Annotated in this window: 16 protein-coding genes; 8 read left to right on the top strand and 8 right to left on the bottom strand. The window is 66.3% G+C overall.

Annotated features, from left to right (window positions below):
* Window positions 1–14 precede the first annotated feature (14 nt).
* Window positions 15–1286 (bottom strand): glycosyltransferase family 87 protein, encoded by a 1272-nt coding sequence (locus tag C3B78_RS00445; RefSeq protein WP_234005628.1) that lies wholly within the window; start codon window positions 1284–1286, stop codon window positions 15–17.
* Window positions 1287–1654: 368 nt separating this feature from the next.
* On the opposite strand from C3B78_RS00445, the gene C3B78_RS00450 reads away from it, so the two are divergent.
* The gene (locus tag C3B78_RS00450; protein ID WP_104996321.1) at window positions 1655–1858 is read left to right on the top strand and encodes a hypothetical protein; all 204 of its coding nucleotides are present in this window, start codon (window positions 1655–1657) and stop codon (window positions 1856–1858) included.
* Between the two features lie 199 nt (window positions 1859–2057).
* Window positions 2058–2348 (top strand): hypothetical protein, encoded by a 291-nt coding sequence (locus C3B78_RS00455; protein ID WP_104996322.1) that lies wholly within the window; start codon window positions 2058–2060, stop codon window positions 2346–2348.
* Here the strand turns inward: C3B78_RS00455 and C3B78_RS00460 are convergent.
* Complete coding sequence (locus C3B78_RS00460) at window positions 2345–2824, bottom strand: hypothetical protein (RefSeq protein ID WP_104996323.1); 480 nt, start codon at window positions 2822–2824, stop codon at window positions 2345–2347. The two genes, C3B78_RS00455 and C3B78_RS00460, sit on opposite strands and share 4 nt — an antisense overlap.
* Window positions 2825–2944: 120 nt before the next feature.
* Here C3B78_RS00460 and C3B78_RS20265 point away from each other — a divergent pair, with 120 nt between their 5' ends.
* The 3 genes from C3B78_RS20265 to C3B78_RS00470 all read left to right on the top strand — a co-directional run bounded on the left by C3B78_RS20265 (window position 2945) and on the right by C3B78_RS00470 (window position 4013).
* Entirely contained in the window at window positions 2945–3163 is a 219-nt protein-coding gene (locus C3B78_RS20265) for a hypothetical protein (protein WP_311218418.1), read from the top strand.
* Window positions 3085–3363 carry an FAD-dependent monooxygenase gene (locus C3B78_RS00465; RefSeq protein WP_199775377.1) on the top strand — a complete coding sequence of 93 codons (279 nt, stop codon included), beginning with the start codon at window positions 3085–3087 and terminating at the stop codon, window positions 3361–3363. The genes C3B78_RS20265 and C3B78_RS00465 overlap by 79 nt, the downstream gene beginning before the upstream one ends.
* A gap of 131 nt (window positions 3364–3494) precedes the next feature.
* Window positions 3495–4013 carry a flavin reductase family protein gene (locus C3B78_RS00470; RefSeq protein WP_104996324.1) on the top strand — a complete coding sequence of 173 codons (519 nt, stop codon included), beginning with the start codon at window positions 3495–3497 and terminating at the stop codon, window positions 4011–4013.
* A 190-nt stretch (window positions 4014–4203) separates the two neighbouring features.
* Here the strand turns inward: C3B78_RS00470 and C3B78_RS00475 are convergent, their stop codons facing one another.
* Window positions 4204–5088, bottom strand: coding sequence for a F510_1955 family glycosylhydrolase (locus C3B78_RS00475; RefSeq protein WP_104996325.1), 885 nt, complete (start codon window positions 5086–5088; stop codon window positions 4204–4206).
* Window positions 5089–5334: 246 nt separating this feature from the next.
* On the opposite strand from C3B78_RS00475, the gene C3B78_RS00480 reads away from it, so the two are divergent.
* Window positions 5335–5775, top strand: a complete 441-nt coding sequence (locus C3B78_RS00480; protein ID WP_104996326.1) for a hypothetical protein — start codon at window positions 5335–5337, stop codon at window positions 5773–5775.
* A gap of 188 nt (window positions 5776–5963) precedes the next feature.
* Here C3B78_RS00480 and C3B78_RS00485 read toward each other — a convergent pair whose 3' ends face one another.
* From C3B78_RS00485 to C3B78_RS00505, 5 genes are all read right to left on the bottom strand, one after another.
* Window positions 5964–6434 (bottom strand): SRPBCC family protein, encoded by a 471-nt coding sequence (locus C3B78_RS00485; RefSeq protein ID WP_104999552.1) that lies wholly within the window; start codon window positions 6432–6434, stop codon window positions 5964–5966.
* 98 nt (window positions 6435–6532) lie between these two features.
* A complete protein-coding gene (locus C3B78_RS00490) occupies window positions 6533–6931 on the bottom strand; it encodes a nuclear transport factor 2 family protein (RefSeq protein WP_104996327.1) in 399 nt (132 codons plus the stop codon).
* Between the two features lie 72 nt (window positions 6932–7003).
* Window positions 7004–8272 carry an alkaline phosphatase family protein gene (locus tag C3B78_RS00495; protein WP_104996328.1) on the bottom strand — a complete coding sequence of 423 codons (1269 nt, stop codon included), beginning with the start codon at window positions 8270–8272 and terminating at the stop codon, window positions 7004–7006.
* The gene (locus tag C3B78_RS00500; protein ID WP_104996329.1) at window positions 8269–9930 is read right to left on the bottom strand and encodes an alkaline phosphatase D family protein; all 1662 of its coding nucleotides are present in this window, start codon (window positions 9928–9930) and stop codon (window positions 8269–8271) included. The genes C3B78_RS00495 and C3B78_RS00500 overlap by 4 nt, the downstream gene beginning before the upstream one ends.
* 123 nt (window positions 9931–10053) lie before the next feature.
* Window positions 10054–10857, bottom strand: coding sequence for an IclR family transcriptional regulator (locus C3B78_RS00505; RefSeq protein WP_104996330.1), 804 nt, complete (start codon window positions 10855–10857; stop codon window positions 10054–10056).
* 135 nt (window positions 10858–10992) lie between these two features.
* Here C3B78_RS00505 and C3B78_RS00510 point away from each other — a divergent pair, with 135 nt between their 5' ends.
* Both C3B78_RS00510 and C3B78_RS00515 read left to right on the top strand, forming a co-directional pair.
* A complete protein-coding gene (locus tag C3B78_RS00510; protein ID WP_104996331.1) occupies window positions 10993–11496 on the top strand; it encodes a tripartite tricarboxylate transporter TctB family protein in 504 nt (167 codons plus the stop codon).
* Between the two features lie 2 nt (window positions 11497–11498).
* Window positions 11499–13001, top strand: a complete 1503-nt coding sequence (locus C3B78_RS00515) for a tripartite tricarboxylate transporter permease (protein ID WP_104996332.1) — start codon at window positions 11499–11501, stop codon at window positions 12999–13001.
* Window positions 13002–13006: the final 5 nt, after the last annotated feature.

Below are 13006 nucleotides of genomic sequence, written 5' to 3' on the forward strand. Positions count from 1 at the left end.
ACTTCGTGGAAATTTCAGGACTCCTTCAGTACGGGAGCCGCTGCGGGCGTCTTCTTGCCCAGCAGGTAGAGGCGGCGGACGCTCCACAGGAACAGGACCACCAGCAGGACGTTGCGGATGGTCAGCACCAGCGCCATCCACGGGTTGTTGTGGCTCAGGGCGTCGTAGAAGAGCGGATAGATGAAGTACGTGGCCACGGCGATAACGATCAGCATGGTGGCCGGAACGCGCCATTCCCGCCAGCTGTGGGCAAGTCCGACGGCGACGGCCGGGGCGAGCCACACCATGAACTGCGGGGAGCCCACCTTGTTGAAGACAACGAACGCGGTGGCCAGCGTAAGGGCGCCGGCCAGGAGCAGCTCGGTGCGGTCCACGCCGCCGCTGATTTTCCCGTTATGGAGCGCCCAGAACGTCAGGCCGGCCACCAGCAGTGCCGCCAGCACCAGGAGGGGCTGCATCAGCACTGACATCAGCGCCGTGCCGGGGCCGTCCACCTGCATGGAGTTGATGTCCGTGTTCATGTACATGCGGGAACCGCCCACATCCAGGACGGACAGCCAGAGCCAGGGCGTGGTGAAGGTGGCCTCAAGCTGCATGCCGCGGTCACCCTGCTGGGTGAGGAAGTTCAAAAGCTTGGGAACGCTGCCCACCGCAGCGGCCAGCGCAACCACGCCCGCCGTCGTCGTAATTCCTGCCAGGACCACCAGCATCCGGTTCCGGACGACGGCGAACAGGGCCAGCATGACCGCTGCCGGCCAGACCTTCACCCAGGTGCCGATGGCCAGGAGGACGGAGGCGATGAACGGCCGGCCCACGCCGTAAGCGAGGGCGACGAGGACCAGCGGGGCGGTGAGCCCATCCACGCGGGCGAAGCCGAGCCAGCCCATCAGGAACGTGAAGACCAGCCACCACCAGGCGGCGGGGATCGCGTTGCGGTCGCGGCCGCGGCTGGTGAGCTTCAGCAGGGCCCAGCCGTTGAGCAGCGTGGTCATCAGCACCCACAGGAAAAAGAACGGTCCGGGACCGGCGACGCCCGCGATGGCAATGGGGATCAGCGCCAGGATGGGGTAGACCCACGGACTGGGGCCGCCGGTCAGGTTGGCGTCGTTGAACCCTGCCATGGCCCAGTCGCGGTAAATGAAAGTGTCGCTGAAGGCCTCGCCTCGAAGGGACACCGAGGCGGCGAAGACCAGGAAGACCAGGTGCACCACGATGAACCCGCCCAGCAGTCCGCGCCCGGTATTCAGGCGCGCCCGGGCGGGCGCGGGAAGGATGACGTTGCGGATCCGGGTGAGTCTGCCGAAGAAAGCGTCGGTTGAAATGGCGGAATCCTTGTCAGATTGTGGCGCGCGAATGGTGCTGCGCTGGTTGCTTGGGTACTGCCGCCTGGCGGTGGTTCAGGGGCATGGGAGCCGTCCGGAAACAGCGCCCACTCCTGTCCAACTCTAATTCACGCGCTTGGCGCCCGATAACTGTTGCCGTCACAAGGAAAGCGGTATCCCGCGCTGACCTGCGGCTTTTATCTAAAGTTGCTGGCTGTTGAACGTTAGGGAAGCATGGAGCGGGGCACAACGGTGCCCCCACTTCGTCTGCAGCCTTGGGGAGCGCAGGTGTCTGCCCGCCCCCTTTCCCTCAACCTACAAAGGCTAGGCCCATGAACTTCCCCCTCACCCTGACCGTCGCCGACCGCCACAGCATGGACGCTGAGCTCGACGCCGCCGTTACGGCGGCCAAGGCCCATGCCCTCGCCGGGAAGCGCCACGGCATCCTGGTCACGCGCCTCGGCGTCGACAAGTTCACCGTGGCCCTCAGCGAGGCAGTCCCCTTCGGCCTCACCCGCGAACACCAGGCCTGGTAAGCCAGGCGGCCGTCCGCGTTGCCGGCGCCCAGCTTTCCCCGGTGCCGCGTTTTCCGGACCCCACTCCCCTCTCCCAACCCTTCTGATGCACAGCTGTGCATCAGAAGGGTTAGCCAACCGTGACCTTCTAATCGTTCCGTCCCGACGCATGGCCCGTTACTGTCGACAGCACCATCCGGGACAACGGAGAAGAGGCACGATGAGCATCGACATCGAGATTGGTACAAGCCTCAGCAATGAGGACGCAGCGCACTTTGCGGCCAAGACGGAAGCAATTACCTCAGCGATGCAGAGGGTGCGGGAAAGCCACGCGGCATACAGCTGGGCGTGGACGGACGAGATCCGTTGCCGGGGCTGCAACGCCAGCCTGGACATACCGCCGCTGGCCAGCACGAACGTGACCGCGGACAAGATCTTCCAGGCGCATCAGTCCGCCCAGCTTGATGCCCTCCTGGCTGCTTACGGACATCAGCACGGCGCGTCCAGTTAGCGGTACCAGCCCACGGAACGGTCGTAACTGGACACCAAGGCTCCCGTGCCTGGTACGCCGCTTCCGCCCGCCGGAAAGTAGATGGCTCCGAACTCGGCACCTTGGGCTTCGATCCGTTTCCGCGCCCAGGCCTGGGCCTTCGCAATGTCCTTTTCCGGGATGCTTTCCCGGGTGTTGCTGCCCGCGCTGAGATGGATGTCCAGCTGGTACTCCCCGGGCTGGGAGGCGCCGGCATGATGGCCGGGATCCCGCTCGTCGCGCCTGCTGACCATCACCTGCGCCAAGGCATGGAGGACGGACGGGTCCCTGGCCGTGCTGCCGTGCTGCTGTTGTTCCATCCGCAGCGCTGAAACCACGCTCTCCACGGTGTCCCCGTCGCTGACCACGTACGACGCTCCGGCGACGTCCGCCTCCGAGCCCCCAACGCTTTCCAAATACTGCATAAATTGCTCGGAGCTGGACTGTCTGGAGTTCATGCACCCTCCCTGAGGGCTATTCGCGGCAAATGCCGACCCGCCCAACACTAGACCCATATGGGTCCCCTAAACGGGTGCGCCCGGGACTGATTGATTGCGGGCGGCGGCACGCCGGGGTTAATGCTGGCAGCGGAGTTGGCGCTGGCGCAGGTTGATGTGGCCATTGTGGGGCGGCGCCCCAACCAGCACTTCGCCGGAGCGCGGGCCGGCGGGCTTCATGTCAGCCACTTTCCCACCCGCAATCCCTACAGGCTGGGCCTGTGGCAGAACCACTCGAACGCATCCTCACCGGCTGGGTGGCGGAGCTGGCCGTCACGTTCTACCGCGGATGCGAGGTGACTGGCCTCGCGCAGGATGGCACCGGCGTCGGCCTCCACCTCAAGGACGGCAGGACGCTGCGGGGGGACCACGTTGTGGGGTGCGACGGCGGGCAGGAGCATGTGGCATGGGTGGGCGGCGGAAGCGACGCCGGTCTCAGGGAGGCGCTGGGCAGGTGGTTCGGACCAGCTGTGCCACGGGCTTCGGTGCCAAGCCCTTGACCCCCCTTTCGTTACGCCATGCTTCGGGCCGTGACCCCGTATTGCCCAGGGAGTCAGCGCGTTTCACCCTCGATTGAACAGCACGCTTACGGGTGGTTGGTTTGAACCACCGGCCCCGAAAGGAAAGAACAATGACGGAACACTTTGACCTCGCCCCGCAGCGCCTGCGCCACGTCCTGGGCCACTTCGCCTCCGGACTGACCGTCATCACCGCCGTCGCGGACAACGGTCCCGCGGGCTTTACCTGCCAGTCCTTTTCCTCGCTCTCCCTGGACCCGGCCCTTGTCACCTTCAGCCCTGCCCGCAGCTCCAGCACCTGGCCGCGGTTGCGCGACGCGGGCCGCTTCACCGTGAACATCCTGCCCGCGGAACATCGGCACCTGGCAGCCCGGTTCGCCCGTTCCGGCACCGACAAATTCGCCGGCGTCGACTACTCAGCGTCACCCCTGGGCAATCCTTTACTGGACCAGGCACTGGCCTGGGTGGATTGCGAACTGCAGGAGGAGTACGACGGCGGCGATCACACCATTGTGGTGGGTGCTGTCCGCGCCCTGGGGGCGCGGGAAGGCGCCGAGCCGCTCCTCTTCTTCAAGGGCAGCTACTTTGAAGGAGTGGAGTCCCGTGCCGGTCGGCTGGAAAAGGCGGCATGACGGGGCCATGTTCGCCCCTTCATGCTTTCCGTGGCCATGAATGGGCGGCTGCGCGGGGCAGATAGGGACAAAAGACCGTCCCGTCCGGAGGCTTCGCACACGGTCTGGATTGTTGCCCGGCGTGCCCCTTCAGCGTAGCTGATGGGGCTTCCCCTTCCTCAAGGCAACGAAGCCAGCAGAGCCTGGCCGCTCAGGAGGAATCCGCGGACCGGAAGGTGGCTCCGCCGTCGGTGGACACGACGAGCTTTTCGGCGCTCGCGGCCCAGATCCATGGCTTGCCATCAGCGCCTGTTACAGCTGTCATTGCCTGGACCTGGCCCTCGATTTGGCCGGTACGGGTCCAGGTTCTTCCGGCGTCGGCGGAGTAATGCACGGTCCCGCCGGGTTCGACGCCGACTACCTCCGTGGCGCTGGCGAAGGCGACGAACTGGACAACGGGGGCTGTGGCGTTTAGTTCCCAGGTTTTCCCGCCGTCGGTGGAGCGCTGGAGCCCTTCGCGGGTGGTGGCGAGAACAGTGTCGCCCGTCGGGGCGCCTGCCAGGACGGCCGGAACGAAGCCCGCCCTTGCCGGGGTCCAGGTTTTTCCGTCCGGGCTTGTTTGAAGCGTCCCATCGTAGGCGACGATGCCGGACGTGGTGGCGGCGAGGGCGTGGAAATCAGATTCGCCCTGACGGGAGAGCTGTTCCCATGTCTTGCCGCCATCGACGGACCTGATCAGGCCCATGGGGTTGGGCAGATCGGAGCCGGGGCCGGGATGTCCGGATGCGTAGAAGACACCTTGGCCAGCCGCTGCGGTAAAGCCCATCAGGTCGTTGGTGGCGCCAATTTTGGTGCCCGGTGGTTTGGTGACGTCAAACAGGCCTTCATGGGTGGCAAGCAGCACCTGGTTCGTCTTGCGGTTCACGCTCAGTCCGTGGACGTGTGAGCTGGGCAGCCCGGAGGTGGGGGTTGCCGGGGCAGAGCCGGCGCCCGGACTACCGGATGTGGCGCTTGGAATGCAGGCGGAGAGGGTAAGCAGGAGAGCAGCGGCGGTGAACGCGGCCAGGGGCCTGCCGGTTCCAGGATGCAGGTGCATGGGTCCTCCTTCGCGGTCACCGTTGCGTGCTCAAGACTATCGGCCCAGCGGCAGGGCACTGTCCGGTACAACGAGCCTGGGGCGGGTTCCGTTTCACCATGGTCAGCGGACCTGGGGTTGGGAGGGCGTTCAGGCCCTTGCGGTGCACCAAAGGCGGGCATCACACTGGGGGCAACAATGGCGGCACCTCCTGAAAGGTATGGCTCATGGGGCGGCGATGGAGTGGTTCGGTGAGCAGGACAGCCCGTGACCGCTGACCATTCCTCCCACCACATGCACCGGGGAGCGGTGGCGCGGGGCGGAGCGGTTCCCGCCGGACCGGGCATCCGGGGCAGGATCCAGGCGCTATGGCACACTGTGGTCGGCGCCGTCGGTCTGATCATGGGGCTGTTGCCGCACGTTCTGCACCACATCGGCCTGCTCGCCGGGACTGCCCTGGCGGCAGGGTCTGGCGGCACGGCACTTTTCGGCGCCCTGGGGCTTCTGGCATCGGTTCCTCTGCTGGTCCGGCTTTACAGACGGTTTGGCAGCTGGATCGCACCGGTGCTGGGACTGCTGGTTTTCGCCGCCATGTTTTCCCTGTCCGCGTTTGTCATAGGTCCCGCGATCAGCGGCACCGGGAATGACATCACCCCCGGACCGGTGCCCACCGTGGAACACACCGGAGGGCACACCGGCGGCCATTGAACGCCCGCGTTCGTGTGAGCGCCAGGTCATGGAGCACCGGGGACATCTGTTTTCCTCGGGCCATTTGACCCGCAGCTCCCCGTACCAGGCCCTCGCGGCCTTGGGCGCAGGGACTGCTGACGGTCCTTATCGCCGCCACCGCGGTGTACCTAGCCGCCCGGGCCAAGACCTTAGCCTCGTTACGCAGACTATGCAGGCGGGCGCCCGCTGCCCCTCGCGAGGGCAGCCTGCTCCGCGGCGGCCAGCATGCCGGTAAAGGTCGCCGTCAGCATCTTGTCGATCAACGGCCCGGTGAACCGGCCAACGGGGCCACCGCGGGGTACGTACCGGTAGTCGAAGGTGGCCAACGTCCCGCCGCCATCGGGCTCGAGCGTCAGCGTGGACTCGGCCTGCTTGAACGGCACCAATGCGCTTGGTTGATTCCGTGTATCCATCCTGCGGCCCTCCTCCCACACGGTGACGGTTTCATCCATGCTGCCCACCGGCTTCAGGCCGACGCGGCGCCGGGCACCCACGCCGCTGGTCTTGCCGTCAATGGCTCTGGTGGTCCTGACGCCGTTCCAATGGCTCGCGAGATTGGGGAAGTCTGCAAACAGGGCCCACACGGAACCCGTGGATGCAACCATGCGACGTTGCACCGTGATGTGACGTTCAGGCATGAGGACCACTCCAATGCTCAAAACCGAGGATAAGCCCCAGATTCCTCCCATGCGGCCGCGATTGCAACGGCCGAGGAATGGCCGCCCGGGCCAAGACCTCAGCCGGTTACTGTGTCGCCGTGCCGGTGGGCGACCTTCCATGCCCCGTCCTCGCGGCGGTAGATTTGCGTTGCCCGGAGCACGTAGCTGCGCGGTGCGCCGTCGACTGAGGCTGAAGTGTGTTCCAGTCCGGCCGTATATGCCATGTCGCCCACAACGTCGTACGCCAGCAACTCGAACCTGTACGCGGTGCAGTTGGAGAACTGCCTGGCAAGGCCCGTGAACAAGTCGTCCAGTTCCTGCTGCCCGAAGGCGTTGCGCCATGCGCCCAAAACACTCACGGGTTCGTTGCGGGACCAGAGTGCCCTGCGCGGGGCGGCATCACCGTTGTGGATAGCAAGTTCCGCATCGTGCAGCTGGGTCCTCACCCAGTCCAAAAAATCGGTACGGTCGCTCATGCCACCAGTATGATCCCGGAACTCGGCCGCTGCGAGCTCTTTCTCCGGTCTGGCTGCGGTCCTCCCGCCACCTCAGCTGCTGAACGCCGCCGTCCTGGCAACGCCGTCGTAGCCGCCGGACGGTGCCTTGAGCCCGTAAAGGGCGCCGACGGTCGGAGCCACGTCCACCGTCCGCGCAGGATCAGAGGACGTCCGGCCGCGGAGCACCCGGGGGCTGCCGCCGGAGATGAAGAACGGGATGGGTTCGGTGGCGGGATGCCCGTGGTTGCCGGGGATGGGGTTCGAGACAATGTAGGGGTCCGAGAACCGCCAGCCGGCGCGGCAGAAGGCCACCAGGTCGCCGGCCTCTGCCCCCAGCCGCAGCTCGGCGGGAGAGTGCACCGACAGCACGCCGGGATGGGACTGGACCAGGGAACGCACTGCCTGGAGGCCGGCTGCCTTCTGCTCGGCCGGTCCGGTCCAGTACAGCAGGTCCGCACCGCCGTTCTGGGCCACGGTGACGGAGGACCGGAGTTCCGGCCGGGCCTGGAGGATCAGGTCCACCGAAACCACGTTGGTGGGCAGTGACCAGTCCATGGAGTGGTCCGCAAGCACCACCAGGACGCTGGACTCCCACTTGCCCGTATCAACCAGGTGGTCCACCAGCCGGCCCACCTGCAGGTCGGTGCCGGCGAGGGCTGTATTCCGTGCTGCCTGGAGCGTGGTCCCGGTCAGGTCCGAGTGCCCCATCCGGTCAACATCGCCGAGGTTGGTGAACGTGAAGTCCGGGTCGGGGCCGCTGACGATGGCCAGCAGCGCGTCCATGGTCGCGGCGTCCGGAGCGTGTCCTGTCACGGGCAGCAGGGGAGAGGGCTCCCAGCGGTAGCTTGCCCGTGTGCCGAAGATTCCGTAGAGGTACTCCTTGCTCAGGACGGAGGCGGTGGTGAAGCCGGAGTCGCGCAGGCGTTCAAGCAGCGTGGGAAAGCGGAGGTCGGTTTCGCGGTCCATGTCCCTGGCTGCCCCTTCGGCGGGATCGTAAACCGAGTTGGCGGGGACTCCGGACCTGTCCGGCCGGACGCCGGTCATCATCATGACGTGGTTCGGGATCGTCTCCATCACCGGCAGCGACCTGGCGGCAGGGAAGTTGGTGCCCGCCGCCCGCAGCGCGGCGAGCCGCGGGGTCAGCTCAGGGGTGATCTCGTCCGGCCGGCAGCCGTCCACCACAAGGACATAGGTGCGCATCCGGGCGGTGCCGGGATTCGTCGCCGGGCCGGCCCATGCGGTGCCGGGCGCCGCTGAAAGGACGACGGCGGCGCTTCCGGCGCCGGCCAGGCGCAGGAACTGGCGGCGGTCCGGGTTCACAGCGCGCCGCCGGTTGCCGCGACGACTTTGCCGGTGCCGGCACCGACCCTGAAGGAGGTGGACAGCGTGGCCGCCGAGGCCTGCGCAGTCCGGTCGGCAAGGACGTACCAGTCCATCCGGACTCCCGCAGGAGTGACGTCCAGGACGGAGTAGCCGTGCGAGTCGAAGTCGAGGTACTTCACGTGGGGATTGGCCGTCCTGATGGCCGCCTCCACCGCCAGGGAGGAGCTGCGGGGTGGGGCGTTCAGTATGTCGTCGAGGTTGTCGCTGGTCACCGACGTGCAGACCAGTTCCGCCGCCACCGAATCGCCGGTGGTGGGGTATGTCAGGGGGTCGGCGGGGAGGTCGCAGGCCCACCCGGAGTGGATGTCGCCGGTGAGGAAAACAGTGTCCTTGATTGCCTGGTCCCGCAGGTGCCGGACCACCCGGCTCCGGTCCGCCTCGTAGCCGTCCCACTGGTCCACGTTGTAGGGGACGCCATCGACGGTGGTGCCGCCCATGAGCTTCTGGACCCCCGCCAGTTCGGCCAGGCTGAGCGTGGAGGGAACCCGGACGGGCGCAATCATCACCGGGTTGCCCACCAGCTTCCACTGCGGCCCGCCGGATGTAAGGTTGCCCAGCAGCCAGTCCATCTGCGCAGCTCCCGTGATGGTCCGGTCCGGGCTGTCCACCGCGGGGTCGAGCCCGTTGGCGGCCTGCTGGCTCCGGTAGGAACGAAGGTCCAGCATGGAGAGGCTGGCCAGGGCACCGAAATCAAGGCGGCGGTACAGCGGACCTCCGGGCTGGTAGCGCACGGGCATCCACTCCGCATAGGCCTGGTTTGCGGCCGCGCGGCGTTCGGCCCAGAGCCCTTCTGCGCCTTCGGTGTGGTTCTCCGCGCCACCGCTCCAGGCATCGTTGGCAGCTTCATGGTCGTCCCAGGTGACGATGAAGGGTGCAGCCGAATGCAGGGCCTGCAGGTCGGCGTCAGTCTTGTATTGGGCGTGCCGGCGCCGATAATGCGCGAGCGTGGTCATTTCGACGGCGGGCTCGTGCGGGCGGACGACGACGTCCCTCGCCTGGTATTCCCCGGGCGCGTACTCGTAGAGGTAATCACCGAGGTGGAGCACGGCGTCGAGGTCCCCTCGCTGGGCGAGATGGCGGTAGGAGCTGAAGTAGCCGGCCTGGTAGTTGGCGCAGGAGACGACGCCGAAGCGGAGCTGCTCCACCTGGGCTCCGGCCGCCGGTGCCGTCTTGGTCCGGCCGACGGCGGACACCCCGCGGCCCATCGTGAACCGGTACCAGTACGGTGTGCCTGGCTGCAGGCGGCCGGCGACCACCTTCACGGTGTGGTCACGCTCCGGCCCGGTCTTCACCGAGCCCTTTGAGGCGATCCTGCTGAAGGCGGGATCTGCCGCCACTTCCCAATTCACCGTTGCGGCCGGGCCGAGTCCGGAGCCAGGTGTGGCTTCCGGGCTGGGGGTCACCCGGGTCCAGAGCACCACGCTGTCCGGGTGCGGATCGCCGGAGGCAACCCCATGCGCGAACAGCGGATCAGCCGCCTGGGCGGGGCTCGAGACGAGGGGCGCCACTCCGGCGACGGCGGCGGCAAGGCCGCCTGCGCGGAGGACCTGGCGTCGAGTGGGCGATTGTCCGTACTGGCGGGTAACAAAAGGCATGTACTCCAGTATCAACGCCCCGTGCGGCGCATACGGCGGATTTTGCCGGATGTTCACCGATTGTGCCACCAGGGTTCTCCCGAAGTTCCGCACGCTTCGGAGGGAAGATTGTGTGCAGGTCCCCTAGTGGACAGAGCCCTCGAGCAGTTCCGACAGCCTGCGGGCGGCGCGTCGCAGCTCCGGGACATTGGCCTTGATTTTCTCTTCGGTCGTCGCCTCTGCCGGGCAGTTCAGCGCCATGGCCTCGTTGGCGCGGCCTGCCCTGTTGGTCAAGGCAACCCCGACGGAGAGCACTCCCACGACGCGCTCGTTCGCGGAGTACGCGTAGTCCAGGCCTGGCCCGGGCAGCCGTGACCGCAGCTCCTCAACCGTGAATCCCGGCTCCTCATGGCCAGCGGCGATCGCGGCCGCCACGACCTGTTCGAGCTCTGCGTCAGAGGCATCTGCAATCAGGATTTTCCCTGCTGCGCCGCGGGTTAGTGGCAGGCGTTTACCCAAGGGAAGGTCGTACTGCATGGGCGCCTCGCCTTGAACCCGCGCTACCAGGATCCGCTCGTTCCCGAGCCGGGTATGGAGAGACACGGACATACCGGTCTGCGTTGCCAGCTGTTGCAGGACCGGACGTCCCGCAACGGCCAAGGGATCGTTCTCAAGGAAGCTCTTTGCCGCCGGTAGCACGGCCGGCCCGATCCGGTAGGACTTGTCTGTCTGGCTCACCATGCCGAAATCCTGCAGCACCCGCAGGATCCGGAGCGTGGTGGGCAGGCTCATGCCGCAGTTCCTGGCCAGGTCGCTCAGCCGCTGGGGGCGCTCGGCGCGCTGCAGTTCCGCGAAGACCTCCATGGCGCGGGAGAGGGAACGCATGTTCGAGGCCTTGGGGCCCTCGTCTGCCGGGCTGCCCGCGGGCGTGGGTGTCGTCGTAGCCATCCTTTCATTCTATGTAAGTTTCTTGCGCTTGACAGCGTGTGTGTCTGCTGTCACTATTTCTCTGTACGCAATATAGTTTCATTCTGTGGAACGTAATGACGCAGTGTGAAAACGACGCACAGTAAGAAGGAACCAATGACAACGGAGTCAGTGATGACCAAACCAACGAGCACCGGCCGGGTGGCTCCCTCCGTGCTCGTGGGGATCGGCGCTTTCGCCGCCGTCGGCGTCTACGTCCTAGTCAGCTCGCTCGGCCTCGGCCTCTGGACTTCCCTGGGACCAGGCCCTGGCCTGTTCCCCTTCGCGATGGGCGCGGTCCTCGCCGCCATGGCCGCGGTGTGGCTGCTCCAGGAACTCCGCCGTCCCAGCGAAACGGCAGCAGGCGTTGACCGCGGACTTGTGGCCGCCGTCGTCCTGAGCCTGGTGGTCCTTGCGGCCGTCATGGACCTGCTCGGCTTCCAGCTCAGCATGTTCCTCTTCCTCCTGTACCACCTGAAGCTGCGCGGCTGCCGAGGCTGGGTCTCCTCCCTGGTCACGGCGCTCGCCGGCAGCGTGGGTGCGTTCTATGCCTTCAACTACGGACTGAACGTGTCATTGCCCGTCTCGGCCTTCCCCCTGCTGAACACGATCGGACTCTAGGCATGGATATCTTCAACGAACTTATGGGCGGTTTTGCCTCCGCCATGACATGGCAGAACCTGCTCTTCGCCTTCCTGGGCTGCCTCCTTGGCACCATCATCGGAGTCCTGCCCGGAATCGGTCCGGTCGCCGGCGTCGCACTGCTCATCCCGCTCACCCTCAACCTGGATGCCACCGGCGCCATCATCATGCTGTGTGCCATCTTCTACGGCACCGCATACGGGGGAACCATCACCAGCGTGCTGCTGAACACTCCCGGCGAAGCCGCCTCCGCCATCACCACCATTGACGGCTACGCAATGACCAAGATCGGCAAGGCCGGAGCCGCCCTGACCATCGCCGCCGTCGGATCCTTTGTGGGCGGAACCGTAGCCACCATCGGGCTGGTGGCGGCAGCCAAGCCGCTCGGGGAACTGGGCCTGCTCGTGGGGCCGCCGGAATTCTTCGCGCTGATGGTGGTGGGCATATCCCTGCTTGTTGCGCTCGCCGGCAAATCGATGGTCAAGGCGGTGATCTCGGGCGCCCTGGGCCTGCTGATCGCCATGGTGGGCATCGACCCCGTCGCCGGTGCCCCCCGGTTCACCTTCGGCATGGACCGGCTGCTGGACGGTGTCAGCTTTGTTGCCGTGATCGTGGGCGTCTTCGGCCTCTCCGAACTCCTGTCCTACCGCAAGGAAACGGCAACACCCACGGTGCACGCCCCGAACTTCCGATCGCTGCTTCCCACCGGCAAGGAGTGGCGCCGGAGCGCACCGGCCATGGCCCGCGGCACCGGGATCGGCTTCGGCCTGGGCCTCATCCCTGGGATGACCGGCTCCGTGTCGTCCCTGCTGGCCTACGGCGCGGAAAAGAAGTTCTCCCGCCACCGCCACGAGCTCGGCAAGGGCGCCATCGAAGGTGTTGCCGGTCCCGAAACGGCCAACAACTCCCATGCCAGCGCCGCCCTGATCCCGCTGTTCACCCTCGGCATTCCGGCGTCCCCCACCATCGCCGTCCTGATGGGTGCCTTCCTCCAGCAGGGCCTCACCCCTGGTCCCACCCTGTTCACCGAGCACTCCGAGATTGCTTGGGCCATCATCGCCAGCCTTTTCATCGGCAACCTCCTCCTGCTGGTCCTCAACGTTCCGCTGGTGGGTCTTTGGACCTCCATCCTGCGGGTCCCGTCGTCGATCCTGACTGCACTGATCCTGCTCTTTATGGTGATCGGCGCCTACACCATCAACTTCAGCGTCTTCGATGTCTTCGTGATGATCGGCTTCGGCCTCCTGGGCCTTGCCCTCCGGCACCTGGACATCCCGCTGGCACCCATGGTGCTGACCCTGGTCCTCGGCCCGCTGATGGAACGCTCCCTGCGCGAATCCCTGGAAATTTCGCAGGGTGACTTCAGCATCTTCACCAGCCGTCCTATTTCAGCAGTCCTGATCGGCCTGGGCCTGCTGATCGTCTTCAGCCCGCTGCTAAAGCTCCGCAAGCCGAAGGCGCTCAACGAAGACCCCGAAACCTAGACCCT

This window comes from Arthrobacter sp. PGP41 (assembly GCF_002953935.1).
Taxonomy (GTDB): Bacteria; Actinomycetota; Actinomycetes; order Actinomycetales; family Micrococcaceae; genus Arthrobacter.